26 protein-coding genes and 2 pseudogenes are annotated in these 25,270 nt (G+C 58.9%); 14 read left to right on the forward strand and 14 right to left on the reverse strand.

Features of this window, described 5'->3' with window-relative positions:
• Positions 1-127: 127 nt before the first annotated feature.
• Positions 128-904 (forward strand): phosphodiester glycosidase family protein, encoded by a 777-nt coding sequence (locus A3C3_RS0101960; protein WP_028739318.1) that lies wholly within the window; start codon positions 128-130, stop codon positions 902-904.
• Positions 905-1,362: 458 nt separating this feature from the next.
• Here the strand turns inward: A3C3_RS0101960 and A3C3_RS0101970 are convergent, their stop codons facing one another.
• Both A3C3_RS0101970 and A3C3_RS0101975 read right to left on the reverse strand, forming a co-directional pair.
• Positions 1,363-1,830, reverse strand: coding sequence for a hypothetical protein (locus tag A3C3_RS0101970; protein WP_022712940.1), 468 nt, complete (start codon positions 1,828-1,830; stop codon positions 1,363-1,365).
• 20 nt (positions 1,831-1,850) lie between these two features.
• Positions 1,851-3,293 carry an FAD-binding oxidoreductase gene (locus A3C3_RS0101975; protein WP_022712941.1) on the reverse strand — a complete coding sequence of 481 codons (1,443 nt, stop codon included), beginning with the start codon at positions 3,291-3,293 and terminating at the stop codon, positions 1,851-1,853.
• 187 nt (positions 3,294-3,480) lie between these two features.
• On the opposite strand from A3C3_RS0101975, the gene queC reads away from it, so the two are divergent.
• From queC to queE, 3 genes are read left to right on the forward strand one after another with little or no spacing between them, the layout of a single operon-like run.
• A complete protein-coding gene (gene queC / locus A3C3_RS0101980) occupies positions 3,481-4,191 on the forward strand; it encodes a 7-cyano-7-deazaguanine synthase QueC (protein ID WP_022712942.1) in 711 nt (236 codons plus the stop codon).
• The gene (gene queD / locus A3C3_RS0101985; RefSeq protein ID WP_022712943.1) at positions 4,191-4,547 is read left to right on the forward strand and encodes a 6-carboxytetrahydropterin synthase QueD; all 357 of its coding nucleotides are present in this window, start codon (positions 4,191-4,193) and stop codon (positions 4,545-4,547) included. Before queC ends, queD begins: the two co-directional genes overlap by 1 nt.
• A complete protein-coding gene (gene queE / locus A3C3_RS0101990; protein ID WP_022712944.1) occupies positions 4,544-5,281 on the forward strand; it encodes a 7-carboxy-7-deazaguanine synthase QueE in 738 nt (245 codons plus the stop codon). Before queD ends, queE begins: the two co-directional genes overlap by 4 nt.
• Positions 5,282-5,360: 79 nt before the next feature.
• Here the strand turns inward: queE and A3C3_RS0101995 are convergent, their stop codons facing one another.
• Positions 5,361-5,546, reverse strand: coding sequence for a hypothetical protein (locus A3C3_RS0101995; protein WP_022712945.1), 186 nt, complete (start codon positions 5,544-5,546; stop codon positions 5,361-5,363).
• 751 nt (positions 5,547-6,297) lie between these two features.
• Here A3C3_RS0101995 and A3C3_RS0102010 point away from each other — a divergent pair.
• Positions 6,298-7,380, forward strand: coding sequence for a nucleotidyltransferase family protein (locus A3C3_RS0102010; RefSeq protein WP_028739319.1), 1,083 nt, complete (start codon positions 6,298-6,300; stop codon positions 7,378-7,380).
• Positions 7,381-7,592: 212 nt separating this feature from the next.
• On the opposite strand, the gene A3C3_RS0102015 is transcribed toward A3C3_RS0102010, so the two are convergent.
• Positions 7,593-8,456, reverse strand: coding sequence for a ferritin-like domain-containing protein (locus A3C3_RS0102015; protein WP_022712949.1), 864 nt, complete (start codon positions 8,454-8,456; stop codon positions 7,593-7,595).
• A 158-nt stretch (positions 8,457-8,614) separates the two neighbouring features.
• The gene (locus tag A3C3_RS0102020; RefSeq protein ID WP_022712950.1) at positions 8,615-9,331 is read right to left on the reverse strand and encodes an RNA polymerase sigma factor; all 717 of its coding nucleotides are present in this window, start codon (positions 9,329-9,331) and stop codon (positions 8,615-8,617) included.
• Between the two features lie 461 nt (positions 9,332-9,792).
• Between A3C3_RS0102020 and A3C3_RS0102025 the strand changes: the two genes are divergently transcribed.
• Together A3C3_RS0102025 and A3C3_RS0102030 are read left to right on the forward strand one after the other, a co-directional pair.
• On the forward strand, positions 9,793-10,149 hold the full coding sequence (locus tag A3C3_RS0102025) for an ArsR/SmtB family transcription factor (RefSeq protein ID WP_022712951.1): 357 nt from the start codon (positions 9,793-9,795) through the stop codon (positions 10,147-10,149).
• On the forward strand, positions 10,133-10,636 hold the full coding sequence (locus tag A3C3_RS0102030) for an SRPBCC family protein (protein ID WP_022712952.1): 504 nt from the start codon (positions 10,133-10,135) through the stop codon (positions 10,634-10,636). The genes A3C3_RS0102025 and A3C3_RS0102030 overlap by 17 nt, the downstream gene beginning before the upstream one ends.
• Positions 10,637-10,885: 249 nt before the next feature.
• Here A3C3_RS0102030 and A3C3_RS43085 read toward each other — a convergent pair.
• The 4 genes and pseudogenes from A3C3_RS43085 to A3C3_RS41090 all read right to left on the reverse strand — a co-directional run.
• Positions 10,886-11,809, reverse strand: a pseudogene (locus A3C3_RS43085) (ISL3 family transposase); the annotation flags it as partial.
• 23 nt (positions 11,810-11,832) lie between these two features.
• Entirely contained in the window at positions 11,833-12,027 is a 195-nt protein-coding gene (locus A3C3_RS0102050; protein ID WP_022712956.1) for a hypothetical protein, read from the reverse strand.
• Between the two features lie 101 nt (positions 12,028-12,128).
• On the reverse strand, positions 12,129-12,491 hold the full coding sequence (locus A3C3_RS45895; protein ID WP_051154415.1) for a hypothetical protein: 363 nt from the start codon (positions 12,489-12,491) through the stop codon (positions 12,129-12,131).
• 162 nt (positions 12,492-12,653) lie between these two features.
• Positions 12,654-13,539 (reverse strand): annotated as a pseudogene (locus A3C3_RS41090) (LysR family transcriptional regulator).
• Positions 13,540-13,664: 125 nt separating this feature from the next.
• Between A3C3_RS41090 and A3C3_RS0102065 the strand changes: the two are divergent.
• Positions 13,665-13,928 (forward strand): helix-turn-helix domain-containing protein, encoded by a 264-nt coding sequence (locus tag A3C3_RS0102065; protein WP_022712958.1) that lies wholly within the window; start codon positions 13,665-13,667, stop codon positions 13,926-13,928.
• Between the two features lie 169 nt (positions 13,929-14,097).
• Here the strand turns inward: A3C3_RS0102065 and A3C3_RS0102070 are convergent, their stop codons facing one another.
• Positions 14,098-14,817: a DUF1868 domain-containing protein gene (locus A3C3_RS0102070; protein ID WP_022712959.1), complete on the reverse strand. Its 720-nt coding sequence runs from the start codon at positions 14,815-14,817 to the stop codon at positions 14,098-14,100.
• Positions 14,818-15,349: 532 nt separating this feature from the next.
• Between A3C3_RS0102070 and A3C3_RS0102080 the strand changes: the two genes are divergently transcribed.
• The 3 genes from A3C3_RS0102080 (at position 15,350) to A3C3_RS0102095 (ending at position 19,069) form a co-directional block, all read left to right on the forward strand.
• Positions 15,350-17,092, forward strand: coding sequence for an adenylate/guanylate cyclase domain-containing protein (locus A3C3_RS0102080; RefSeq protein ID WP_022712961.1), 1,743 nt, complete (start codon positions 15,350-15,352; stop codon positions 17,090-17,092).
• 327 nt (positions 17,093-17,419) lie between these two features.
• The gene (locus tag A3C3_RS46590) at positions 17,420-18,058 is read left to right on the forward strand and encodes a helix-turn-helix domain-containing protein (RefSeq protein ID WP_233450596.1); all 639 of its coding nucleotides are present in this window, start codon (positions 17,420-17,422) and stop codon (positions 18,056-18,058) included.
• Between the two features lie 111 nt (positions 18,059-18,169).
• Entirely contained in the window at positions 18,170-19,069 is a 900-nt protein-coding gene (locus A3C3_RS0102095; RefSeq protein ID WP_022712964.1) for an aminoglycoside phosphotransferase family protein, read from the forward strand.
• A 291-nt stretch (positions 19,070-19,360) separates the two neighbouring features.
• Here the strand turns inward: A3C3_RS0102095 and A3C3_RS0102100 are convergent, their stop codons facing one another.
• Positions 19,361-20,296 (reverse strand): methyltransferase, encoded by a 936-nt coding sequence (locus A3C3_RS0102100; protein WP_028739321.1) that lies wholly within the window; start codon positions 20,294-20,296, stop codon positions 19,361-19,363.
• A gap of 183 nt (positions 20,297-20,479) precedes the next feature.
• Here A3C3_RS0102100 and A3C3_RS41095 point away from each other — a divergent pair, with 183 nt between their 5' ends.
• The 3 genes from A3C3_RS41095 to A3C3_RS47845 are packed head-to-tail and all read left to right on the forward strand — an operon-like array spanning position 20,480 to position 21,177.
• Positions 20,480-20,686 carry a hypothetical protein gene (locus A3C3_RS41095; RefSeq protein WP_198019843.1) on the forward strand — a complete coding sequence of 69 codons (207 nt, stop codon included), beginning with the start codon at positions 20,480-20,482 and terminating at the stop codon, positions 20,684-20,686.
• Between the two features lie 27 nt (positions 20,687-20,713).
• Positions 20,714-21,049, forward strand: coding sequence for a type II toxin-antitoxin system PemK/MazF family toxin (locus A3C3_RS0102110; protein ID WP_028739322.1), 336 nt, complete (start codon positions 20,714-20,716; stop codon positions 21,047-21,049).
• Positions 21,046-21,177 carry a hypothetical protein gene (locus tag A3C3_RS47845; RefSeq protein WP_022712966.1) on the forward strand — a complete coding sequence of 44 codons (132 nt, stop codon included), beginning with the start codon at positions 21,046-21,048 and terminating at the stop codon, positions 21,175-21,177. The genes A3C3_RS0102110 and A3C3_RS47845 overlap by 4 nt, the downstream gene beginning before the upstream one ends.
• 157 nt (positions 21,178-21,334) lie before the next feature.
• Here the strand turns inward: A3C3_RS47845 and A3C3_RS0102120 are convergent, their stop codons facing one another.
• From A3C3_RS0102120 to A3C3_RS0102130, 3 genes are all read right to left on the reverse strand, one after another.
• Entirely contained in the window at positions 21,335-23,224 is a 1,890-nt protein-coding gene (locus tag A3C3_RS0102120; protein WP_022712967.1) for a bifunctional sugar phosphate isomerase/epimerase/4-hydroxyphenylpyruvate dioxygenase family protein, read from the reverse strand.
• A gap of 32 nt (positions 23,225-23,256) precedes the next feature.
• The gene (locus A3C3_RS0102125) at positions 23,257-24,117 is read right to left on the reverse strand and encodes a shikimate dehydrogenase (RefSeq protein WP_022712968.1); all 861 of its coding nucleotides are present in this window, start codon (positions 24,115-24,117) and stop codon (positions 23,257-23,259) included.
• A 63-nt stretch (positions 24,118-24,180) separates the two neighbouring features.
• Complete coding sequence (locus A3C3_RS0102130; protein ID WP_028739323.1) at positions 24,181-25,197, reverse strand: TRAP transporter substrate-binding protein; 1,017 nt, start codon at positions 25,195-25,197, stop codon at positions 24,181-24,183.
• Positions 25,198-25,270 lie beyond the last annotated feature (73 nt).

The following is a 25,270-nucleotide window of genomic DNA, read 5'->3' on the forward strand; positions in this document are numbered from 1 at the left end:
AGCTCGACACTGTCTTCCTCGAACTGCTGGAATTGCCCATAGTGGCCACCGGTTTCGAATTTAGCCGCATCATGTAATCACAAACGAGATGGGTCCATTAAGACTTGAATAAGGTGTATCGGCCGCAATGACGTATCTGAAAAATGGAGTGCTAATCGCAGCGGTTATGCTGGCTGCATTGATAACGTCCTTGCCGCCGACTTTTGCCAAAGATTGTGAGCAAGAAACGTTCCACGAGGCGCGATACATTGTCTGCACCCTGGAGCCGGGGAAAGCTGACCTGCGATTGTTCTGGAAGGGCATGGATGGCGAGCCTTACCGCTATTTCTCGAGCGTCGCCGAAGCCGTGCGGAAACAGGGACGAGCGCTGACATTCGCGATGAACGCAGGGATGTACCGCGCCGATTTTTCTCCGATAGGACTTTATGTCGAGGCCGGCCGAGAACTACGACCCGCCAATACGGCCCGAGGTGAAGGCTCAGCCGGTCTGCTGCCAAATTTCTATAAGAAGCCGAACGGCGTGTTCTTTTTTGACGACACAAGGGCCGGAATACTCCCGACAGATCAATTTTTGAAACGTCGCCCCAAGGTGCGGTTCGCCACCCAGTCTGGTCCAATGCTTGTCATTCAGAACAAGCTGCACCCAGCCTTTATTTTAGGGTCGACAGACCGAACCCGTCGCAGCGGTGTGGGAGTCTGTAGCGGTGGCACGGTTCGCCTTGCCGCAAGTGACGACATGGTGAATTTCCATGATTTTGCGCGCCTGTTCCGCGACCATTTAAAATGCCCCAATGCATTGTTTCTCGACGGTGGACGAGGTGTGGGGATTTACAACCCGAAGATGGGCCGCAATGACAGATCCTGGCATGGCGGGTTCGGCCCGATCTTTGGAGTTGTAGAATAACGCCACGAATGGCTACGACAATGAGCGCGGGAAGGTGATCATCGACCCGGACCGCAGGGGCGGCTGGCCACCAAAATTGAAGCCAGCCGATCTGAAAGGACGCAGCGCGCTCCTGGCCGATCCGGAGATCAACCTGGAGGACATGGCGCGCCGCCTGGATATCTCGCCGGCGACGTTTGCCAATATTCCCGCAGCTAGCTCCAGCATGGGGTTAGCCGACTACGCAGATAGCAAGGGTCTCGGAACGCGCTGCGCAAGCGCTGCAGTAAGGAGGCCTCTCCTATCTGCGGGGAGAGTACGCACCGTCGTCGCTCAGACGCCCGCCTTGCCCGCTCGCTAGGGCGCTATATGAGAGCTCCCTCGTGCCGCTGCTCGCAGTCATGGTGACATACGCAAGCCCGCCGATAAAGCCTTCGCCCGGCTCAGGAGTCGATCGAAGGAAAATCAGGTGCTTGCCACTAGGCAGCAAGCGCCGCAGCCATCCTGCGCAACTCAGGCATCATCCGCGGCTCTTCAGGTTCAACGATCTCCGAGCCAATATCCATCACGATGGACTTGACCAACGTTGTCTTATTCAACGCACTTTTCTTGACGAGTTCGTCAAACTCGTCGCCAACGCGCGGGGTTACCTTCATCGAAAGACGTTTTGACGGGGCATCGTGCCAGCTTTTCCACTTCGCTCGATGAACCTCGGCGTTTCTGCGAAGCCGCTCGACCAAGGAACCGTCGTTTACAGACCTGTGCACGAAGTACGCTATCAGTGATTTTCGCAGGATCACGCCAGCAAAAGGATCAATCGCCTCGGCATTTACGGCGAAGCCGCGATAGACCAAGCCTCCTGGGTCCGCTTGGAGACCGATGGAGCGATCCCAAGTCATTGCGGTGCCGCCGATGATCAGCTTTCCGGGCGGCACCTGGCGTTCCATCCAATTCCGTTGCTGACCGGTCAGCCGGCGGCCCGCATTTCCGCTTGTGGCTGCACATTCTGGTTCATGCGGAACAGATTCTGAGGATCGTAACGCCGCTTGATCTCCGTCAGACGTTTGTAGTTGCCGCCATAGGCCGCTTCGACGCGATCGCTTTCATCCTCCGGCATGAAGTTGATGTAGGCTGTGCCGATGGCATGCTTCTTCGTTGCCTCGAAAAGCTCGCGTGCCCAGCCAATGCACGTGCTATCCATCGAATTCTCGCGCCAGCGCGCATGAACGTTCATGACGAAATGCGAGTTGCGCTGTGGAAACGCCGTATCCTCCACCGCGATGCGACCCGCTGCACCGCCCACATGGCCAATGAAGATCTCACATTCCGGCCCCGGAAGCTTGCGAACGGCATCGAGGAGAACTGCAATCGTCGCATCCGAGAGCTCTGCGAAATCCTGGCTCTTCCAATAGTTGCGCGCGCCTGGCGTCAGCAGCGGGTCGAATGCCTGTTGCCAGGCGGCAAAAGGTGTCGGACCGACAACATCGGCAATCGGATTACCGATGTCACGAAGCGCCGCGGCAGCGACTTTGCCCGCTTCGATGTCGCCGCAATGGCACATGGCGAGTGCAAGGATTTCCCTGCCGTGCCATTCGGCGGGCAGGAAAGGCAGTGGCGGTGCCTTGCGCATGACCGCCCAGCATGTGAGTTCGTCCGGCGCCGTTTCGAGCACCTGGCGATATTGCCTGAGCACCATTTCCGCGTCGGCAAAAGGATGGACGACCAGGCCTGCCAGAACCTCGCCCGGCAGGTCGTGGAGTCGGAACTCAAAGGAGGTTACGACGCCGAAATTGCCGCCGCCGCCGCGTAGCGCCCAAAACAGATCCGGCTCTTCCTTCTCGCTCACGCGTACCAGCTTGCCCTCAGCGGTTACGACCTCCATCGAGATGATATTGTCGATCGTCAGCCCGAACTTGCGTGTAAGCCAGCCGAAACCGCCACCAAGTGTCAGTCCGGCAATGCCGGTCGTGGAATTGATCCCTGTGGGTAGAGCCAGCCCGAAAGCCTGTGTTTCGTTATCGACATCAGCAAGCGTTGCGCCCGGCTCGACCCGCAAACGCCGTGTACCCGGGTCGACCCTTACCGATTTCATCGGCGACAGATCAATGACCAGGCCGCCTTCACAGACGGCATTGCCGGCGATGTTGTGCCCGCCACCGCGGACCGCCAAAAGAAGATTGTTTTCGCGCGCGAAGCGGACTGATCTCATAACGTCGGCGGCACCAGCGCAGCGCACGATGAGACCCGGGCGCCGGTCAATCATCCCATTCCATATGGCCCGCGCCTCGTCGTAATCGGCGTCCGTTCCCGTGAGCAATCTGCCGCGCAGACCGGCGGCGAAGGCATTGAGCGCAACGTCCGTCATGGCCGTTTGGCCCTTCTGCAGGGTCGTAAGGTTCAAGTTGTCCATGATTTCCTCCCCAAGGCGGCAGAGCCCCGTTCCGCCGTGGCAGCATCTTGCGCTTCGTTCCTTTGCTACGCAAGATAATGCTAATAAACATTCCTGCCGGGACCCTTCACAAGCCGGGTTTATTGCTTTAAGAGCGCTCCCGTAATCCGGTCGCAGCCCACCCGGTCAAAACAAGGGATCCGAGATCATGAAAACCATCGTCATCTGCTCCGGCGGATTGGACTCCGTTTCGCTTGCGCACAAGGTTGCCGCGGAACACGAACTCATCGGCCTTCTCTCCTTCGACTACGGACAGCGGCACCGCAAGGAACTCGATTTCGCGGCTGCATGCGCCAAACGCCTGAATGTGGCCCATCAGATCATCGACATCAGGAACATAGGCAGCCATCTGACGGGATCGGCGCTGACCGACGACATCGATGTTCCGGACGGACATTACGCCGAAGAGACGATGAAGGCGACCGTCGTACCGAACCGCAACGCCATCATGCTTGCCATCGCCTTCGGACTTGCGGCGGCGCAGAAGGCCGATGCGGTCGCAGTCGCCGTGCATGGCGGGGACCACTTCATCTATCCGGACTGCCGGCCAGGTTTCATCCAGTCCTTCCAGGACATGCAGAACCAGGCGCTCGACGGCTATGCCAGCGTTTCGCTTTTTGCACCTTACGTCACCGTCTCGAAGGCCGACATCGTAACCGACGGCGCCAGGAACGGCACTCCGTTCGCACAGACCTGGTCGTGCTACAAGGGCGGTTCGCGCCACTGCGGCCGCTGCGGCACCTGCGTCGAACGGCGCGAAGCGTTTCATCTGGCCCGCATCGACGATCCGACGGACTATGAGGACCCGGACTTCTGGGTGGCCGCAACCGCAGGCTTTGCTGCTGACGAGGTGAAATGATGTTCCGCATCACCAAGGAATTTCATTTCTCCGCCTCGCACCGGCTCACGAGCCTGCCCGCCGACCATCAATGCGGCCGCCTTCACGGACACAATTACGTCGTCGAGGTGGAACTTTCGGCAGCAACCCTCAACAGCCACGGATTTGTCCGCGATTACCACGAACTTGCGCCGCTGAAGTCCTATATTGACGAGTACTTCGATCATCGCCACCTGAACGAGGTCCTCGGTCATGATCAGGTGACGGCTGAGTGTCTGGCGAAGCATTTCTACGATTGGTGCAAGGATCGCCTGCCGGAAACCTCGGCCGTGCGCGTCAGCGAGACGCCAAAGACCTGGGCGGAATACCGGCCATGACCGTCGCCCGCGAGGCCGGGATCCGCGTCAGCGAAATCTTCGGGCCGACCATTCAGGGGGAAGGTATCTTGATCGGCCTTCCGACCGTTTTTGTCAGGACGGGGGGCTGCGATTACCGCTGCTCATGGTGTGATACGCTGCATGCCGTCGACAGCGAGTATCGTGATCAATGGCGTGCGATGTCGGTCGACGCTATCTGGCAGGAGGTCTTGCGGCTTTCGGGCAACAAACCGCTGACGGTATCACTATCGGGAGGCAATCCGGCGATCCAACCGCTCGGGCCGCTGATAGAACGCGGACACAGCGAGGGTTTCCGTTTCGCGCTGGAAAGCCAAGGCAGCATTGCCAAGGATTGGTTTGCCGACCTCGACGTTCTTGTCCTGAGCCCGAAGCCGCCGTCAAGCGGCATGGAGACCGACTGGCGCGCGTTCGAGGCCTGCCTGAAAATGGCTGCCGAAAAGCCGCAGCTTGCGCTGAAGATCGTTGTGTTCGACGATCGCGATTACCTCTTCGCCCGGACCGCCGCGGCACGTTACCCAACGCTTCCTGTTTATCTTCAACCCGGCAATCATACGCCACCCCCGCCCGCAGACGAAGAGGCAAGCGTCGATATCAACGGCATCATGGACCGGATGCTCTGGCTGATCGACAAGGTGACGGAAGATCGGTGGTTCGAGGCGCGCGTGCTGCCGCAACTACATGTGCTGCTGTGGGGCAACAAGCGCGGCGTCTGACGATTCCTTCGGGTACGCTGGAGAAAGCGACGCAAGGCTCAGCCATTCGTCGCCGATCCCGAGGCACAAAGGACATCGATCAGCGGAACCGCGGCTGTTTCGGCGAGACGTTCGCCCGAATCTCATGAAGGGGTGCGTTCTTGCCAAGCAACCGCAGGAGCTTGCGCTCCTCTGCCGGATCAACCCCAAGTTTCTTGCAGTGATCGGCAACGTCACGATCGTGCGGGCCTGGCACATGCACTTGTCTGTTGTTCATATTCTTCATGGTCATTTTCCTCCTCGTGAGGATAACGCCTGACGATCACAAATCGTTCATTAGTCTGCTCTAAAGTTGACAGGGAACGCCTTTCGACGAGCTCAACCTCATACGCTTATACGCGTTCGAAAAACGGCGTTTTCGCGCAGGTTGCGGTTAGTCCGGCCGTCTGAACCTGGACATGAATGGTTTGAGGCCACAGGTGGAGGGGCGAGCAGCTTGAGGCATCGGCGCAAGACAAAATGCGGCTGTCGGGCTCTGATTTAGCGGCATTGGCCGAGGATACGCCGCAGGCTATCTGGGGCAAGTTCATCGACTCTGCATCCACACAGCCAGATAAAACGTGGGTGGTTATCAGGGTCGCCGACAGGACCTTCTACGAGATTGAAACGTAAACGGCGACGAGGCCGCACTTGGCTCTCAGTCGTCGGCCCTTCGATCGCCGGCACGTCGGCGGCAGCTATTACGTTTCTCTGGTGTTTAGTCATTCCGAATTGCTCCCTGCGATCTCGGCCCGCAAAGCATGTTCGTTTTGATTGATGAGCTGTCGGATGACTTCCGATACCGATGCTGTCTGCATCGTCCCCCGCATCATGCGGCTGGCGGCTATCTGCTTGCTTGATCGGGAGTTATAAGGTTTTGGCAGATACTTATAACAGCGGTGTATAATGTGAGCGGCGACGACTTCATCAGCAGAAGGCAAGGGCGCTTCGACAAGGCGATGGCCGAGCTTGCCGCCGAGAGGGCCGCCGAAATGCCAATGATGAAAGAGATCGACATCAGCTATCGGACGATGTTCGCGGAACTGGCGCAGCGGACGCTCGACGGGCAGTTTGTGGCAGACTTCCCAATGGAGGGATGGTTCGTGACCGTCACAGTGAAGGGCCGCGATTACTGGTATTTCGATCTCCCTACTCCCGAGGGAAAGGACAAGCGAACCTATGTCGGCCCACACAGCGACGAGGCGATCACGGCGCGGGTGAAGGCCCACAAGGAGATCAAGGACAACATCCGGGAACGGAGGCGCATGGTTAGCACGCTGCGACGTGCTGGCCTCCCCGGTCCCGATCCATTTGCGGGCGACATCACGAAAGCCCTCGCTGACGCCGGATTGTTCCGGATGCGGGCCGTCCTGATGGGGTCGGTGGCATTCAGCACCTATGCGGGGACGCTCGGCATTCGGCTGCCCTCGTCTGCCATGCAGACAGGCGACGCGGATTTCGCGATCTCGGCCGGGGTCCAAGACAGCCTGCCGCCCGTGCTGGAAATCCTCCAATCGGTCGATCCCGCATTCCGAGCGGTTCCGCACCAGGCGGATAAAGCCAAGATGGTCGCCTTCCAGAATGCCAAGGGCTACCGGGTGGAGTTCCTGACGGGAAACCGGGGATCGGACGAATACACGGGCAAGCCGTCCCCTATGCCCGCCCTCGGGGGCGCGTCGGCGGAAAACCTGCGGTTCCTCGACTACCTGATCTACGAACCTGTCCGCACGGTGCTTCTCTTCCGCGAAGGCGTGAGCGTCCTCGTCCCCGCTCCCGAGAGGTATGCCGTCCACAAGCTTATCGTATCCTCCAGAAGGCTCACAGACACGCTAGGACGCGTAAAAGCGGACAAAGACCGATCGCAGGCCGCCTTGCTCTTCGAAGCCCTCGTAGAGACGCGCCACGACGACGAACTGGCCGACGCATGGGCAGAGGCATGGGATCGAGGAGATTCGTGGAGGGAAGGGCTCTCCGGCGGCCTCTTGAGGCTGCCTGACAAAGGCACGAAAGCGCTCGGCAAAGCGTTGGGATCGCAGATGCCCGATTTGGAGAAGATGAGAGCTGATGGTCGTTCCGAATGATTTACTGCGGCTGTGGGGCCGTTTGCCGACCGGCAGTTTCTGGCGTCCAAAAAAGCGATAGCGGACATTCGGTCCAGCAGGTCCGAGGTCCATGACTGACCCATAGGCAGACGCTTGCCGAAGGCCGGCCAACGTCTGCACTGGACGTGGAAGCTGACGTCTTACCAATCCGCTCAGTTTCCGGTTGCCAATCGTCACTCGTCGCAGCTGGCTCAGGTGGTCTTGAGCGTGCCGTTCATCCCTTCCGGATAGAAGCCGCCCTTGCTCACTCCGTCCTTGTCGGTGAGGTAGACGATCCGGAGCACCTCCTGCGGCGTTCTGGTGAACGCGATCGCATCGGGCGTCGAGGGAACGATGTTGGCTTTTCCGTCCCCCTGGATCCCCTGGTCCTTATCGTCTGATCCGTCGATTTTGTCTCGGGCATCGGAGACAGCGTTGGCGGCCTTCCAGGCTTCCTCTCCCTTTCGGTATAGCGTAGATCGCGCCATTCCCATGTGATAGGCCTCGACCGCCAGGATGCCTGCGGCTGCGGCGAGGAAGTCCTTGTTTTTCAGAACTGTCGCCGCACCGGCATAGGCGGTGACGCCGACATCCTCGAACAACATCCCGCCCAGAACGAAGTTCGTCTCGTTGCCGAAGGGGTCGAAGTCCGGCCCGAGGCCCGCTGCTTCCGCGACGGCTTTGAAGCCCGCACCGAAATCGATGGCCGGCCGGTCAACCGCGTTGGTTCCAAGCGTCTTGCGGTAGAAGCGGACGTGCGCGAGTTCGTTTTCCGCGACTTCCTGCATGAATTCGCCGATGGCGGGCGTCTCGAACGAGACTTGCTTTCCACCAACGACGTCGCCGGGTTTCGAACCGGCATCGGCTGCGTCGATGCCCATTCCGGTGGTGCCGCGGAGGTAGTATTCAGCCTCCATATATTCGAGGTTGAGCGCAAAGCGGAAAATGTCCTCGTCCGATATGTCCTGTGCCAATACCGGAGAGGGCCGCGCGATTTCGCTGAGTGCCGCTCCGGCACCGAGTACGATAAGTCCCTGAAGCGACTGACGCCGGGATAGGTGAAGTGCGCCCTGCATGGCGGTCTCCTATGTTTGTTGATTCAACACCGCTATCAGCACCGCGGCACCGAATGCATTTGCCTGACGATTAGATGGTCCGGGCCGCCAAAATATTCCCGTGTCCCGCTACAAAGGCCCTGCGAAAGGAGCCGGCGTAATCTCGGCGTGGACGGCGTCTACGTGCGCTCAGTCGCCGCGTTCTGAGTATCCTTTCGAACCAGGCGGATTGCGAGCCGATCGAGGACTGATTGCGCGAGGCGATCACAACGAGCGCCAGCGAAGAGAAACGTATCCGTGAACACGGTGGCGAGCTTGTCCCGCAGCGCCTCGCGGAGCAGCCGGCGTGCGCGATAAAGACGGGTGCTCACTGTCTGAGGTCGCAATGCCAAAAGAAAAGCCGTTTCCTCAATGCTCATTTCCTCGACGTCCCGCATGACAAAGACGATGCGAAAGGGCTCTGGCAAGTCACCGACGGCTCGCTCCAGGAGGCCGCGGATTTCAGCGAGAGCGGCCGCCTCTTCGGGATCAGGCTTGTGTGCGCTGCACGGAGCGACCATGCCTTCGATGGCTTTCGCGTCTACGGTGGGTCGCCTTTTACGGCGGCGTCCCAGCGCCTCGTTCAGCGCGATCCGGGTGAGCCAGGTCGACAGCCGCGCCTCCGCGCGGAATTCGGCCAGATGGGTGAAGGCGTGGATATAGGTCTCCTGAAGTACGTCCTCCGCCTCGGTGTCGTCATTCAGGACGGCGCGGGCGACCCGGTGAAGCCGCTGATTGTGACGCTTGATGATTAGCCAGAATGCGGCGGGGTTACGCTGTCGCGCGTGTTCAACCACCCCCGCGTCGTCAAGGTCCTCGATTCTCACTGCCTCGGTGGATCCGCTCGGCTTCATCATAGGCGCTCCAGATGCATCAGCTTACTATGCAATAAGCGTTTTCCGGCTTTTCGGTCTGCGGCCAGGTGGAGACTTGGGACTCTAGCGGACCAGAGGTCTGCTGACCAAGTAAATCGGACTTGTTGCAGTTCCATCTTCCGGTTTCGGCGCAACTGAGACTTCCAGCGTGGTCGCCGGCGATGCCTGCTTTCAGGAAGCGGCAAAGATGATCTCTACGGCGGACATGAGGCGCGAAGAAACTATTTTCGGCGTTGGGGCCGTTAGCCGGCGGACTGCTTTCGGAGAGCAGGCGTTGAAAGCTGACATTCGTTCATCAGCGGCTCGACGGTCCGCATTTGACCCCGCAGCAGACGATTTTTTGCTGCCGCCGCCGCGGTGCATGACCTCGGATGACCGGTTTACTGCATGGAAAGTTCGGGATGCTTGCGCTTCCTGCGCGACCAGGTTATACACTGAACTAGATGGTTCAGTATTTAAGTCCTCCCCTCGATCTCTCGTTTGCGGCGCTGTCCGATGCGACCCGCCGCGGGATCATCGATCAGCTTGGGCGAGAGGACGCGTCGATCACCAGTCTCGCGGATAAGTTCCAGATGACGCTGACCGGCATGAAGAAGCACGTCCAGGTTCTCGAGCGGGCGGGACTCGTAGTCACGCAGAAGGTCGGACGGGTGAGAACCTGCAAGCTTGGGAAACGCGGCCTCAAGGCGGAGGCCGAATGGATCGAGGCGCATCGCAAGCTCTTCGAGGCCCGCTTCGAAGCATTGGACGAAATCATCAGCGAAATGAAACAGGAGGGAAGCGATGAATCAGCAAGTTGACAGTGCAGGTGGTGCGGAGAACCGCACGTCAGTCCAGCGCAGAGGGGATCGCGAACTCGTCGTAACGCGGACATTCAATGCGCCGCCGAGCACGGTTTACAGGGCGTGGAGCCAGCCCGAGCTGTTCCAGCGCTGGTGGGTGCCAAAATCGGCATCCGGCGTTTCGCTCGTATCGTGCGATATGGACGTCCGTACCGGCGGCAAATATCGGCTGGAATTCGGCGCCGACGGTTCGGACACCATGGCCTTCTATGGCAAGTATCTCGAGGTGGTGCCGAACGAGCGCATCGTCTGGACCAACGACGAGGGCAACGAGGGCGCGATCACGACCGTGACCTTCGAGGACCAAGGCGGGAAGACGCTGCTGAATTTCCACGAAGTCTATCCGTCCAAGGAGGCGCTTGAGGAAGCACTACAGGGCTCGGCGGCCGCATTGCCGGAGCAGTTGGAGCAGCTCGACGAATTGCTTTCCAGCATAGGCGAGTAGCGCGGGTCGGGAAACTCGCCTCGAGAACGTCTGCTCTTGGGAAGTGACTCCACCGGCCTTTCTGGCCGGAGCGGGGGCGCGTGCGGTCAAACAGTACAGGGGCCGACAGCGAACTCGGGGCCAGGCACCGGATAGCTGCTTTTGATCGCTGCGATCTTGAAATGTGATGATGACTACGCGGCCAATTGCCCGTGTCGTTCCAGGAGCCGCATCAAGACCGCATTGGCGTGAGTGAAATTCGAAAGTTGGTTCATAGCCGGTCCGTCGGGCGATCTCGCTGTAAGACAGCCCATCCTGGCGCAAGGGGTGGAGCTTCTCAAATATCTCCTGGGCGGGATTGCCTGTGCGCGAGACGGGCGCGACGGCGATGTGTTGCCGCGTCGATGATGACTTCCTCGGACAGGCTCGCCCTGCCTGAGGCACGGCCCGAAAGGCTCATCTGTTCTTCGATTGCCGCACGAAGATTTTGGACCAGATGGAACCGATCGACGACTTACTGCGCCTGCGGCGCGCCTTCACGAGCGGCCTCCGCATACAGACCGCAGCAGTCTCGGCTGACGAACTCGACGGAGGGACGATTCCGCAGCCACCTGGCTGCACTATCGACACTCCGGTCATCGAGAAAGTCAGCAACGGAGCGACGCTCGAGATCAACCATGATGGTCCCGTATCGTGTTGCTCGTCGCCAGCTCCAGTCGTCGATGCCAACCACTCCTCGGAGGCGCAGTGAGCGATCGCGGCATTCCGCTTCAGTTGCCGCAGGATGGTGTCGTCGCTGACCGGCATCCCGAGCCGTTGCATGAGGCGCTCGCCAGGCTGGCCGCCCGCGTTATGGCCGAAAAGGCTGACAATCTCCACGATCCTTGTCGTCCGGCGCGCATAAGGGGAAGCAATCGGTGGCAGTCGGTCGGTGAACGTTTGTCGTTCACACTTTTGATGGGCGCATCGCCAGCGGCTCAGCAGAACTTTCACCGTCACCGGCTTGCCCTGGACCGGTAGATCTTGAAGGCTGCGGTTGGACCAGCCATGCCGATTTCGGCTTCGCCGTCCGCAATCGGGACAAATGCCGATTGCGAGTCCGGCAGCGGAAACAACCCAACTGCCTTCATCAGCGAGCGCGACACCCGGAACTTTGCCCCCTGGACCGGGCGACCATTTTAATTTCGTTAGCATGCGCGCCAGTAGCAATGACGTCGCTAATAGCGCGCCCATCCGACATGAGCCTCTTTGACAAGCTTCAAAAACAGATCGAACCAAAACCGATACTCGGGTCCGTCTCGACTGCCGGACCCCTCGAACGCGCAATACGCAACTGACGTCGTCGGGTCTTTGCCGTGTTTTTCGATCGCAGCTTCAATCGCCTCTTCGTCAGTTAAGACCTCCCATGCCATAACAACGCTGTCATGATTTTCCACACCGACCACCTCAATACATTTGGGAAAGATAAGATTTGGGCGGTCCTGTGTCGCCCCTCGGTAGGCCCCGCTTCGCACTAATGCAGCTCGTTTCGCGGGGCCAAAAGCAGCTGCACGGTCTGTTCTGCGACGATTTTCAGCTTTTCCCAATGCGTGAGGTCACACTCGCCTATCCGTTCTTGAAGGGCGGCGAGCATCCAGCCGGCAGCTGCGACGTCGTCTTCGGCCCTATAGACGTTGAAACGTTCGAGGCAGGCGATGATTCGAGGGCGGGCCGAGCCGCTTTCAAATTCGATCGTGGCCACCATGCGCTGCGCCTCGTAATAGGCCTCCGCGATCCGGCGCCGATCTTCAGCGTTGCTGTTGGTGACGACCCCCAAGGTGAAGACCAAGGTTTCCAAAAGCGCTGAGGCTTCGTCCTGCATAGCTAATTCCTTCATGATGTGACCCCTATATCGGAACTGCGGTCTTCCGGGCAGATGCAGAAAATTCTTCTCGATCTCCGGATTCGTAGAGAAGCAGCCGGTCGGCTCGCCCTTCTCTTTGAGCGCCTCCTTGCGCTAGATGACATTGCTGGCGAAATGCGCAACTCCCCTTCCCCCTCATCTCTCCGGCCGAGCCAATGATCGGGCTCTCGACAATATCATCTCGCGAGGCGGTTGGATCTTCTTTGTTCCAGGCAACACCAGCCCGATCCTGAAATCGATGCCCCTCACCGCCTTCAACTCGAAGGCCCGCTTCGGCAGACCCTCGGTCCATTCCGGCGCAAAGCCGATACCAAGGCCGGCCGAAATCAGCGACACCAGCGAATAGGTGTCGTCGCAGCTATAGGCGATGTTGCGGGTCAGATCGTATTCGTCGAACTTCATTGAAGTATCGCTCGGTGTAGGAGAGGTTCTGGCGATTGAAGGCGATGATCTTTTCGGAGCGCAGATCGTCGATACTGATCTCCGACTGCCCGGCCAGCCGGTTCGTGCGGGTCACCGCCAGCAGATAGCGCTCATGGGCGATCGAGAAGAAGCGCAACGAGCCGATGTTTTCCACCGGGCGGATGAAGCCGAGATTGATCTGGCCGCTTTCCAGGTTGCGGATGATGTCGCCGGTATTGCCACTGGAGATATGGATGCGAATATCCGGGTACTTGAGGACGATCTTTGAAAGAAACGCCGGCAATACGCCGGTGGTCGCCGGATAGACGGTGCCGATCCTGATCTGCCGGATGGTCTTGCCGGCCACAGCCCGGGTGATCTCGGCAGACAGATCGATCTCGCTCAGGATCCCGACGCAGCGACGATAAAAGGTCTCCCCTGCCCTCGTCAGTTCCACCCGTCTGGTCGAGCGGATGAACAGCTGGCAGCCGAGCTCGCGCTCCAGCGCCTGCACATGATTGCTGAGCGCCGGCTGGGCGATGCGCACCTTGGCAGCGGCACGGCCGAAATGGAACTCCTCGGCCACCGCGACGAAGTAGGAGAGCTGGCGTAGTTCCATTAGCGCGTCTCCTCTCCATGCCCTGCCCCTCCACCGCATCATTCAGTGACCAAGGTCGGGCAACAGTGATAATATGTAGGATATATCCGATGGATTAATGCAATGCAAGATGGTGGCCATGAGATATGGACACTCGCACACGCATAGCTTGGAACCTGCGAAATCTCAGGGTCTCGCAAAAAGTCACACAGGAGAATCTCGCTGTGGACGCGCAGGTCGATCGAACAGTCATTAGCGATTTGGAGAGAGGCAAGCACAACGCCTCTATCGATCTTATGGATCGTCTCGCTGTCGCCCTCTCTATAGACATTTCAGCATTTTTCTCCGAGCCGTCTCCGTCCGACGGTAAGCCAGAACCAATGAGGGCCGGACGCAAGCCAAAGTCTTGATTTCCCGCGCCGAGCAACACTCGCAGAGCCTTTCGTGCCGGCCAGGCGCAGCGGGAACCGCGTCCCCAGTTAGCGGCAGGAAATCATCCATGCCGTAGACGAGCGCTTTGCAATTTTTCCCTGCGAACGCCGCTGCAGCATCGGCCGCCAACCTGATCGGCCGCATACGTCAGCTGAAATTAAACACCCGCAGTTCCTCGAAGTGCGTCATGTCATTAAAGGCGCAAAATGCCGGCGGGCGAAGCTCGAGTATTGCCGCACGTTCGGAAAGCTCGCCCACGACCTCACCCAGCATCTGCTGCCAATGCGGCAGCGCAGTCTCGTCCAATCGTTCGATAACGTAGCTGAACGTGATATGAAATTCATAGGTGTCGTGATCCGGATGGCGGTATCCGAAAATATCCGCCAAGGCATCGCGCCAGCCTTTCATCGCGTTGCGATCATCGGCAGTAAGACCTTCAACCACCATACCCCTTGGCTCTGCCTTCGTTACGTGGACGCGGAAAGGCCGGTAGCCAGTAAAGGACTTCAACCTCTTAAGAAACAGCTCGGTCGTTACCTCAATCGGCGTGTCGAGATCTACGCCTACGGGCCAAAAAGGCAACCGACGCCGATATTCGATGATCCCTTGAAAGAGCGTCATATGCAGGCTGGAGATCGGCGTGAACGCGAACTGCGACGCCTCCGGCATTGCTAAGTATTTGGCGCGCGCTGCTATGACCGCCTTTTCGGTCTCCGACCCTTCGACAAGGTGGCAGACAACCGTATTGCCCGGCTCCTGCAGGAAATTCCCGGACCGATCATAGCGTCGACCGAGTCCACCCGGCGGAGAGGGGTTGTGCGCCTTTGAACAATGCAAGAGCTCCGGTGAGAAGGAGGAGGTATCCATTTCCATGTCCGCCGAGCGAGAGATGTCTGCGGCCTTATGCGAGTTGGATGAAGGACTTGTGACGCGCCATGCTGTTTTGAGGGGGCCACGGAACACTTTCACCCATAACGGTCTTTCCATCCCACGCCTTGAACAGATACGAACCAGCGACCCTGTTGATACTAATCCATTTGTTTCAATAACGTTCGAAGCGGCCATAAGCTTAGATGAATGACCGGTTTGGGGCCGGGAGCGGGCTGTCCGCTTTCAAGGCCCAAACTGCAATAGCGGCCATTCAGATCAGAGGCAGGCAGCTCCGCCAACGCGGTCATTGCGACCTGTTTGCCATGCGCGCGATGCGCGAAATGAACGTGACCAAGCAGGATTAGCTGCCTTCACACCCTAGTCGAAAAGCAAGAGAGGGGCTGGATGGCGACGCACCGGCCTTCTTCCAAGGACTTTCGAAATTGAGCCGAGCGCCCCATGGGGAGCTCGTGCTATAGTGCGTGCCTTAAAACTGGGAGAAAGGTACGAGTCCGTGGGCCAGCCCCAGGTGGAACGCAGACTGGCAGCTATTCTGGCTGCCGACGTCGTGGGCTTCAGTCGGCTGATGGGAGTCGATGAAGCTGGAACGGCGCGTGCGCTGCGGGGCCACCGCGAAGCCATCTCGCCGATTATCACAGACCACGGCGGTCGGATTGTAAAGACCATAGGCGACGGCGTGCTACTGGAGTTCCCCTCGGTCGTCGCGGCCGTCGCCTGCGCAGCGGCCATCCAGAAGTTGATGGCGGAGCGAAATGCGGTGGCACCCGCCGATCAACGGATGCTGTTCCGCATCGGAATCAATCTCGGCGACGTCCTGATCGAGGGCGATGACATTCTGGGAGACGGTGTCAACGTGGCGACCCGGCTTGAGGAGATTTCCGAGGCCGGCGGAATCTGCATCTCCGAAGACGTATACCGACAGATCGATGGCAAGGTCGATATTAGTTTTGCCGATATGGGCTTGCACCACCTTAAGAATATCGCGCGCCCGCTGAGGACCTTCCGAGCGCACCTCGAGCAGATCATCCCGTTGCGGGCGCCTGGACCCGCGTTACCCGACCGGCCATCGATCGCAGTACTGCCGTTTGGGAACATGAGCAGCGATCCAGCACAGGACTATTTTGGCGACGGCATCGTCGAAGAGATTATCATCGGGCTGTCGCGCATTCGTTGGCTCTTCGTTATCGCCCGCAATTCCAGCTTCACGTACAAGGGGCGCGCTGTCGACGTGAAGCAGGTCGGGCGCGAATTAGGCGTGCGCTACGTGCTGGAAGGCAGCGTGCGCAGGGCGGCCAATCGAGTGCGCATATCTGCCGAGCTTGTTGAGGCCACGACGGGCGTACACATTTGGGCGGATCGCTTTGAAGGGGAACTGGAAGACATTTTCGAACTGCAGGACCGAGTAACCTCGAGCGTGGTCGGCGCCATCGGACCGAAGCTCGAGCAGGCTGAGATCAAGCGGGCCAAGCACAAGCCTACCGAGAACCTCGACGCCTACGATTACTTCCTGCGAGGCTTGGCAGCCTTGCATTGCTGGAGCCGAGAAACCAACAATGAGGCTCTGCGGCTCTTTTACCGCGCCATCGAACTCGATCCGGAATTTGCTGCGGCTTACGGCATGGCGGCGCGCTGCTATTCTCAGCGGAAGGCAAGTGGTTGGATGGTCGATCACGCGCAGGAGGCTGCCGAAACCGAGCGGCTGGCCCGGCATGCAGCGGCCCTGGGCAAGGATGATGCGGTGGCGCTCTGCACCGCTGGAATCGCCTTCGCGTATGTTCTTGGCGCACACGATTATGGCGCAGATTTATTGCAACGTGCTCTTGGGCTCAATCCCAATTTGGCCTCAGCATGGCTGTTCAGCGGGTGGGCCAGGATTTGGCTTGGCGAACCGGAGGGGGCAATCGATCATCTCACGCGGGCCATGCGGCTGAACCCACAAGACCCCCAGATTTGTAATGCGCAAGCCGCAATGGCCGCCGCCTACTTCTTTGCTGGCCAATACGCGGATGCGTCATCATGGGCGCACGCGGCCATTCGTGAGCAGCCGGTCCACTTCATCGCAACCTGCGTCGCTGCAGCAAGCCACGCACTGGCTGGACAAGCTCCAGAGGCCACGGAGGCGATGACACGATTGCGTCAGCTTGATCCCGACTTCCGCCTCTCCAGCCTCAACGATTTCTTCCCGATCCGGCGACCGGACGACGCCGCACGATGGGCCGATGGTTTGCGAAACGCAGGCCTGCCACCGTGACGACTCATTTCGCTATGCGAGAAACCTGACCGTAATTCGACGATGTCGCGGTCATGCCGGCGGGTAGGGCTGCGAGGACTGTCGCTTTATCTTTAAATGTAAGACTCGTTGGCCAATGATTTCAATTGGTTGCCGTGCCACTTAATTTGGGATTTAGCAGTTAATGTGAGATTTTGACTTGGCTTTTGGGAGATTCAGGCGATCGAGATAATGATGGTGCCTTGGCAAATTGACGCATTTCCTGATGAAGTCGATGAAGCGCTTTGGGATGAAGCGTGCAAACGCGCAGACGGCATTCGGGAATTCCTGAAGCATCGAACTGGTCCGATGACCGCCGCGGACGTGAAACAACTTACAACTGAGCTCGACGTCAGCCGATCAACGGTTTACCGCCTTATCAAACTGTTTCGATCAGGTGGGACGGTCACCTCTCTAGTCGACCGTAAACGTGGCCGGCCTGAGGGCCACCGGGTACTGGATGCAAAGCGGGAAGAGATCATCCGCGTTACCCTTAGCAAATACTACCTGACGCGAAACCGTCCGACAGTTTCGCAACTGATCCGGGATGTGTGGACGAATTGCATATCGGCCGGGCATCTAAATCGGCAACGACGAAATCGCATCGTTCGATCCCCGTCGCGCAACCTAGTTCACTCGGGACGTCGGCGGCGGCCCAGTTCCAGGCGATTTGACGTTGACCCAAAAGACTCGGCAACGATCCCAGTTCGATGCCAAAGGGCGCCGAAATGTAGCAGCGGTGAAACCTGCGAGGGGCTCTTTAAACATTGCTCACTCCCATCGCTGCAATTCACGCAGTTCGTGGATGCTCGTCAATCTGGCCCAGGGGATCGGCAGCTCACAGTACAGCTAAAAAGTAGCCCGAATGGCCGAAATGAAGGCGCTTTTCCGTTCGGCAAGATCGGGGCCGATTCCAGACAATCCGGTCTTGGAACAATCTGGCGATAACCGCCATTCGGCGGCCGACCCCATTTTGGTCATTGGCCGTGGAAGCCGACAAGCCTAAAAGCAGTCGCAACGCAGGTTGCGATAGCGTAGGTGCTGGAAGGAGCGCGGCTGATGCACAGCGATCAAATAGCCATCAAAGTGACGCACGCAAGCGACTTGATCTACGATCAGTTTCCTCAATTTCGAGGAGAAAAAATCGTCGCACTGGACACAGCGGGCACCGTCAATGCGATTTTTCGTATTGGCTCCAAGTACGCGGCACGTTTTCCTTTGCAGATGATGGACCCTGTCGAATGTACCAAATTGCTGGAAGCGGAAGCGAAGGCCAGCGCGGAATTCAACGAGTGTTGCCCTTTTTCCAGCCCAAACCCAATCGGCGTAGGTCGGCAGAGCTCGGCCTATCCATTGCCGTGGCTCGTACAGACGTGGATCGAGGGACATCCTGCTACGCCGAATGGACAAAGCAGCTCATCTGCTTTCGCGCTCGACCTTGTCCGGCTGATCACGTCGCTCCGCGCGGTAGAATTGAACGGACGGACATTCGACGGCCAGGGCCGGGGCGGAAATCTGCCCGATCATGACAACTGGATGGAAGTGTGCTTCTCGAGAAGCCAACACCTTCTTGATGTGGAGCGCCTACGACGCATGTGGGCAAGCCTTCGCGAACTGCGATCCCCAAAGTACGAAGTGATGAGCCACAAAGTCCTCATTCCGGCAAATCTTTTGGTACGGGGCGAGCGTTTAGTCGGAGTGCTCGACACTGGCGGTTTTGGCCCTGCCGATCCGTCGCTTGATCTCGTGGCCGGGTGGCATTTATCCGATCGGGAAAACCGAGCCATCTTCCGCGAAGCCCTGCAAATAGATGACCTTGAATGGCGCCGTGGCGCGGCTTGGGCATTCCTGCAAGCGATGGGTCTAGTTTGGTATTATAAGGAAACGAACCCGATCATGAGCGGGCTAGGCCGAAGCACGATTTCCCGTCTCCTCGAGGATCACTACGACTTGGTTTAGCGCGATTCCGGCGACCGCTCACAAATTTGTAATCGTGAAACCTACCGTTCTGCTCCCCACCAACAGGGACGTTGCAACGACAAAAGCTCACCGGCGGCTTTTCGAATTATTGCCCAAGCTGTCCGAACGACCAACAAGAGGGCGCTTTTCCGTTCTGCAAGATCGGGGCCGCAAACGGATAGTCAGCTTTCAAGTTGGACGGGCTTGAAAGCAGACCAGCGCGTTTGGTGTGGTAAAGTTTGCTTCGCGCCTCGGAGAGCCTTGCGTCCGAAACCAACCATTCAGCCACGATCAGTCCGTGAGGCGCGCACGAAACAACGTGGAGCCGTCCGTTAGGCGCGACCTGGAGATATCCCGCAATCCAGCCTCGGTCATCCACGCACGATACTGACCTTCAGTGTACGATTCGCCGTGGCGATAGAGGTTCAAGAAGGTGAGATTCAGAAAGACACCCTCAGGCGGGCCAAGGCGGTCGTCATCGACAACACCCCACCCCGCAATTGCGATCTCGCCTCCGGGTTTGAGGCAACGCGCCGCGTTCAGGATCGAACTGCGCGCCTGGTCCGGCGGAAGGACTTGGACGACGGCCTTCAGGATCGCCAGATCGTACCGACCGATCGATGGCGCGACAGTTATGTTCCCCTCTTCGACAACCACGTCGTTGGCACCGTATTCTGACAGGATATCTGGCGCGACCGCTGCGACCGTTGGGAGTTCCATCAGCGTCGCCGCAATCTGCGGCCGCCGCTCGCGAAGGCCAACGAGAATGGTCCCGGGCCCCCCACCGATGTCGATCACCGACCCGATCGCCGAGAGGTCTATCTCCTGGGCCAGTTGTCGGCCGAAAATCACCCCACCCGGTGCGAGCATGCGGCTGAACGCCGCCGCGGCCTCAGGCCCCGCTTCGGAAAAGTCGTGCAGCGCAGCCGGCCGGTTCTGTCGCAGTGACTCTGCGGTTAGCAGGTCGGCTCCCCAGATCTCGCGCAGGAGCGCATGATCGCCGCCGCGATAGGTCGGCTTGGACGCGTCGAGGAAGGCGGACGCTTCGGCTCCGTTGCGAAATTGGCCATCCTTGACTTCGAGGAGACCGATGCTGGCGAGCGCGTAGAGAAGCCGCGACAGACGGTCGGGCTCGACTTTGAGCACGGCCCCAAGGCTGTCAGCGGTCAGCGCGCTGCCACCAAGTCGGGTGAAGATGCCAAGGTCCAGCCCGGCGCGAAGCGCCAAGGCGGGGGCACCGCTGCGATCAGGTTGTCGATCCGATCTGAATCCACCATGTCACGTCCCCTTCCGCGATCCAGAACCGACTTCGAAGCAGCTCCCATAAAATTAGAACCTCCGTTCTCCGGAAAGTGAAGTCAAAATCATTATCCGAAGGGTGATACGTTCAATTTCCGAATCGATCCCGCCTTGAAGGCCGCATTCACGCAGGCGGCGGAATCTGAAGATCGGCCCGCCGCCCAGCTATTGCGGGATTTTATGCGGGCCTATGTCGAACGCCAGAAGCGCAAGGCATTTGAGGGCGAGGCGCGGCGGCAATCGCTTGCCGTGGCCAAACGCGCCCGCAACCCCGAGAGCGACGATGCAAATGAAGGAGCTGGATGCACTCATCAATGAAGAACAGCTCAGGGACGAATGGAAGGTATGAAGCGCGGCGACCTGGTGACGTTTGCCGTCAGTGCTGACTATGGCAAAGCGCGCCCTGCGCTCATTGTGCAATACGACGCATTTGCCGAACTGCCTTCCGTGACCTTGCTGCAAATAACCAGCGACGTCCATGACGAACACTTGATCCGAATCACGGTGCAGCCCGATGACGGCAATGGCTTGCTCAGACCTTCACAGGTGATGGTCGACCGCACCATGACAGTACCGCGATCAAAGACAGGCGCAGTATTCGGCAGGCTGGATTCGAATACGATGGCAATAGTCGACGCGGCGATGGCCCGGTTCTTCGGTTTAGGAAGCCGCGGCCTATGACGAACAACGGCAAGGGAAGGTCGTGTCTCAAGACGACAGCGCGGTCGATGCGGCAAGGGACGCGGTCGACGATCGAAAAGAACGGCGCACAGCTCGGCGCGGAAATAACCATCATCGGCAAAGCGTAAAGGCGGAATTCGACAATGAGAGAATCCGACAACCCCTGGAATATGGCTCTGATTTGGACGGATCTTTCAGGACCTTGCCACGGCCGCCGAGCGACTGGGCGCCACACGAAAGCGTGATAACTGACCAGTATTTTCGCTAAGATCAGTAAGTCTGCCGTCAGGCCCGCGGTACGCCCGCCGGCCGCAGAAGCTTTCTGAGCGCAGCGATGCGGAAAATGGCGTTTGCCGCACCGTATCCCCGATAACCGCGCCTTTCGACAATCTCGAAGAACAGACCTTCACCGTAGGTAGGACTGTAGAGCTGGAAATATTCGCCATGCTCGTCGCGGTCATAGAGGATGTTGTTCGCCTTCAATCGTTCCGCAAATTCCGCGTCCAGACCGAAACGGGCTTCCAGGTCGTCATAATAGTTCGGCGAGATCGCAAGGGATACGAAGCCGTTTGCGGAAAGGGCAGCGGCAGCGGAAAAGATATCCTGCGTTTTGAAGGCCAGATGCTGGATGCCGGAGCCGAAGGTTTCGGCGATGAAGTGGCCGGCAAGTGTGTTGCGGTTTTCGGCACCGTTCATGGTGATGCGCAGCGACCCGTCGGCATTTTCTATGGCCTGGCTTCTCACTATGCCGGACGGATCGATGATGTCGACCATCGGCGTCTTATGAGCATCGAGGATCGATGTGTAGAACAGCAGCCAGGTGAGCAATTCCTCATATTTCATGGTCTGGGCTATGTGATCGATCGACTGAAGCCCGACAGGCTCAGGCGCTGCCGTGTCTTCGACCGGATCAAACTCGATCTCCCATATGCGGGCAAGCTCCGTCTTGGGGTCGAGGAAGTAGAGGATGCCGCCACCGACACCTCGTACGGCCGGCATCTCGATCTCGCCAGCATCGAGGGGTTGCCGAAAGCGCTCGGCGCCCAGGGCCACGGCGCGTTCGACTGCCGCCTTCGCATCGTCGACCATCAGGCCGGCAGCATAAGCCGTCGTGCCGTGGACTGCGTATGACGCGCCGGCAAAGCCCTTCTGCTCGGTATTGACGACAAGATTGATGCCGCCTTGGCGAAAGACTGTGACACTCTTGGTCTTGTGTCTCGAAACCTTTCGAAATCCGAGGCTTGCAATCAACCTTTCGAGTTGCGGCGCTTCGTCCTCGTCGACCGTGAACTCGACGAAGGCAACACCTTCGACGGAGGAGCGCGGCGGCATCGCGGGGACGGGCAAGGAGCTTTCCGGCTCCTGCCGCTTTACCTGATCGCCGAGATAGATCAGAGAGCGCCGGCCATCGACTGCGATTGCCGTGGGCGAGCCGCCGCGGAACTGATCGTTGAAAATCTCCAGCGACAGATATCCGTCGTATCCGGTTGCCGCCACGGCTTTCATGAAGTCCAGGACCGGCAAGTCGCCCTCGCCGGGCATGTTGCGGAAATGCCTGCTCCAGAAAAGCAGATCCATGTCGATCAGGGGCGCATCGGCAAGCTGGATGATGAAGATCTTTTCTTTCGGGATCGAGCGGATCGAGTTGACGTCGATCTTGCGCGACAGCGTATGGAAGCTGTCGAGGATAAGGCCGATGTTGGGATGGTCGGCACGCCGCACGATCTCCCAGGCGTCGCGGTGATCGTGAATGTGCCGCCCCCAGGCCAGCGCCTCGTAACCCACCCTCAGCCCGCGCTTTGCCGCGCGCTCGCCAAGTTCATGAAAGTCGACCGCGGCTCGGTCGAGACCGCCAAGCGATGCCGGCGACACATTGGAGCAGACGAGTACCAGATCCGTGCCCATTTCCTGCATGACGTCGAATTTGCGCTCGGCACGATCGAATGTGCGGCTGCGAAGCGGCTCGGGCATTCCCTCGAAATCACGGAACGGCTGAAATAATGTGATCTCCATCCCGAGATCACGCACCATCTTGCCGACCTGACGCGGGCTTTCATCAAAGATGAGGAAGTCGTTTTCGAATATCTCGACGCCATCGAAACCGGCCTTGGCGATCGCTTCGAGCTTGTCGCGGAGATCGCCGCTCAACGATACGGTCGCTATAGACGTCTTCATCGGCCTGCTCCCTTGTGCTGTCGAATGGAGGGTTATTCGGTCATGGCCTTGAAATGCGCGAGCATTCGGGCTGCATCCGGTGTTCGTCCTGTCAACAGACGAAAAGCGCCAACGGCCTGGAAGACCGCCATGCCTCCGCCATCGAGCGTCCGGCAGCCACGATGTCTGGCTTGCCTCAGCAGTTCGGTCTCCAAGGGGAAGTAGACGATCTCGGCGACCCAGTGCCGTTCCTCAAGCAGGTCCGGCGGCAAGGGGATGCCCGGATACTTCGTCATTCCGGTCGGCGTTGCATGTATGAGGCCGGCTGCCTGTCCCATCTCGGATGCCAGATCCCTTCCAGCGATGATGGAAGCAGCGGGAAAGAGCCGCGCCATCGTTTCCGTCAAGGCCGCAGCACGTTGCGCGTCGCGATCGAAGACGGCCAACCTCTGCAAACCAAGAACGAGCATTGCATAAGCGGTCGCAACGCCTGCGCCGCCAGCACCGAGCTGGACGGCCGAAGAAAGATCGGCGTCCGGCAGCCCGCGACGGAAGCTTTCGGCAAAGCCCCACCAATCGGTATTGTGTCCATATCGCCGCCCATCTTTGAAAACGACGGTATTGACGGCCCCGAGAGCCCGCGCCTCGGATGACAGGTCGTCCAGAAAAGAGATGACGATCTGTTTGCAGGGATGGGTGATGTTGAGACCTGCAAGACCTTGAGCTTCGGCCTTAGCCAGAAGTTTCGGCAGGTCGGCTGGCGAGGCACCAATCCGGTGAAGGTCGATCAGTTCATACTCGTAGTTCAGACCCTGGGCGGCACCCTCCTTCATATGCATGGCGGGTGTCAGCGACGCTTGGATGCCGGCGCCGATCAGGCCGGCCTTTAGCGGTCTTATGATTGTTTCGGCCATCCGTCTTTTCCGTGGTTCCGATAGAAAGAGACCAGGCCCGCAGCAGCGGGCCTGGTCCTTTGCTTATTTGCCGCGAACGGTGTCGAGTTCCTTCATGAGCTGGGCGACCGTTTCCGCGCCGATCTGAGGGCTGAACTTGTCGATCAACGGCTTGACGGCGTCGCGCAGCTTCTGCGTCTCTTCCGGGCTCAGCTCGCTGACCTCCATGCCGGTCTTCTTGATCTCTTCAATCGCCTTGGCGTCCATCTCGCGCGAAACCTTGCGCTGATAGTCGCGCGCCTCGGTTGCGGTCGATTGAAAGAGGGCTTTTTCTTCATCGTTGAGCCCATCCCAGAACTTCTTGCTGATGAGCACGATCTGCGGATTGTACTGATGGCGGGTCACCGTCATGTACTTCTGCACTTCGAAGAACTTGGCATTGATGATGTTCGCAGCCGGATTTTCCTGGCCGTCGACAGTACCGGTTTCGAGCGCCGTATAGAGCTCGGTGTATGGAAGCGGAACGGCGTTGGCGCCAAGGCTGTTGAAGAGCTCGATCGGGATCGGCGACTGTATCGTGCGGATCTTAAGACCCTTGATGTCCTCAAGCTTGGTGACTGCGTGGCGATTGTTCGTCAGGTTGCGGAAACCGAGCTCCCAATAGGCAAGACCGACGAGGCCGGTATCCGGCAGAAGCTTCATCAGGCCGGAGCCGAACGGTCCATCCATCACCTTGTCTGCTTCCTCGCCGCTATTGAAGAGGAAGGGCAGATCGACGGCGCCGAACGGCTTGACATTGCTTGCAAGGATGCCGGCATTGAGCACCGTCATTTCGATCACGCCGCCCTGCAGCGCCGAGACGGTCTGAACGTCGCCGCCAAGCACGCCGCCGGGAAAGAGTTTGACCTCGATCTTGCCGCCGCTCTTGTCCTTCAAGAGCTCGGCGAACTTCTCCATTCCCATGACCTGGGGATGGCCCTTATTGTTCGCCGACGCGAATTTGAGCTGGTGCTCGCGGATTTCGGCCATGGCCGGGCCGGTTGCCAGCAGTGCGATCGGCAACGCCAATCCCAATGCCAGCTTCGTCAATTTATTCAGCATGTCTTCCTCCCAGGTTGTGGCCGGCATCTCCCTCCGGCCGCGTTTAAATTCATTCGCCGTTGCCGGCGAAACT

This window comes from Rhizobium mongolense USDA 1844, from assembly GCF_000419765.1.
In the GTDB taxonomy this organism is placed as follows: domain Bacteria; phylum Pseudomonadota; class Alphaproteobacteria; order Rhizobiales; family Rhizobiaceae; genus Rhizobium; species Rhizobium mongolense.

Bases quoted from the DNA above. Each gene is read 5' to 3' on its own strand.
- A3C3_RS0102020 (WP_022712950.1), bottom strand. From the start codon at position 9,331: ATGATGAAGCCGAGCGGATCCACCGAGGCAGTGAGAATCGAGGACCTT.
- A3C3_RS0101960 (WP_028739318.1), top strand. From the start codon at position 128: ATGACGTATCTGAAAAATGGAGTGCTAATCGCAGCGGTTATGCTGGCT.
- A3C3_RS47845 (WP_022712966.1), top strand. From the start codon at position 21,046: ATGACGAACAACGGCAAGGGAAGGTCGTGTCTCAAGACGACAGCGCGG.
- A3C3_RS0102125 (WP_022712968.1), bottom strand. From the start codon at position 24,117: ATGGCCGAAACAATCATAAGACCGCTAAAGGCCGGCCTGATCGGCGCC.
- A3C3_RS0102050 (WP_022712956.1), bottom strand. From the start codon at position 12,027: ATGGCATGGGAGGTCTTAACTGACGAAGAGGCGATTGAAGCTGCGATC.
- A3C3_RS0102015 (WP_022712949.1), bottom strand. From the start codon at position 8,456: ATGCAGGGCGCACTTCACCTATCCCGGCGTCAGTCGCTTCAGGGACTT.
- A3C3_RS0102130 (WP_028739323.1), bottom strand. From the start codon at position 25,197: ATGCTGAATAAATTGACGAAGCTGGCATTGGGATTGGCGTTGCCGATC.
- A3C3_RS0101995 (WP_022712945.1), bottom strand. From the start codon at position 5,546: ATGAAGAATATGAACAACAGACAAGTGCATGTGCCAGGCCCGCACGAT.
- A3C3_RS0102110 (WP_028739322.1), top strand. From the start codon at position 20,714: ATGAAGCGCGGCGACCTGGTGACGTTTGCCGTCAGTGCTGACTATGGC.
- A3C3_RS0102025 (WP_022712951.1), top strand. From the start codon at position 9,793: ATGGTTCAGTATTTAAGTCCTCCCCTCGATCTCTCGTTTGCGGCGCTG.
- A3C3_RS0102120 (WP_022712967.1), bottom strand. From the start codon at position 23,224: ATGAAGACGTCTATAGCGACCGTATCGTTGAGCGGCGATCTCCGCGAC.
- queC (WP_022712942.1), top strand. From the start codon at position 3,481: ATGAAAACCATCGTCATCTGCTCCGGCGGATTGGACTCCGTTTCGCTT.
- A3C3_RS0102065 (WP_022712958.1), top strand. From the start codon at position 13,665: ATGGACACTCGCACACGCATAGCTTGGAACCTGCGAAATCTCAGGGTC.
- A3C3_RS0101975 (WP_022712941.1), bottom strand. From the start codon at position 3,293: ATGGACAACTTGAACCTTACGACCCTGCAGAAGGGCCAAACGGCCATG.
- A3C3_RS0102095 (WP_022712964.1), top strand. From the start codon at position 18,170: ATGCACAGCGATCAAATAGCCATCAAAGTGACGCACGCAAGCGACTTG.
- A3C3_RS0101970 (WP_022712940.1), bottom strand. From the start codon at position 1,830: ATGGAACGCCAGGTGCCGCCCGGAAAGCTGATCATCGGCGGCACCGCA.
- queD (WP_022712943.1), top strand. From the start codon at position 4,191: ATGTTCCGCATCACCAAGGAATTTCATTTCTCCGCCTCGCACCGGCTC.
- A3C3_RS0102070 (WP_022712959.1), bottom strand. From the start codon at position 14,817: ATGGATACCTCCTCCTTCTCACCGGAGCTCTTGCATTGTTCAAAGGCG.
- A3C3_RS0102010 (WP_028739319.1), top strand. From the start codon at position 6,298: ATGATGAAAGAGATCGACATCAGCTATCGGACGATGTTCGCGGAACTG.
- A3C3_RS46590 (WP_233450596.1), top strand. From the start codon at position 17,420: ATGACCGCCGCGGACGTGAAACAACTTACAACTGAGCTCGACGTCAGC.
- queE (WP_022712944.1), top strand. From the start codon at position 4,544: ATGACCGTCGCCCGCGAGGCCGGGATCCGCGTCAGCGAAATCTTCGGG.
- A3C3_RS0102030 (WP_022712952.1), top strand. From the start codon at position 10,133: ATGAATCAGCAAGTTGACAGTGCAGGTGGTGCGGAGAACCGCACGTCA.
- A3C3_RS45895 (WP_051154415.1), bottom strand. From the start codon at position 12,491: ATGAAGGAATTAGCTATGCAGGACGAAGCCTCAGCGCTTTTGGAAACC.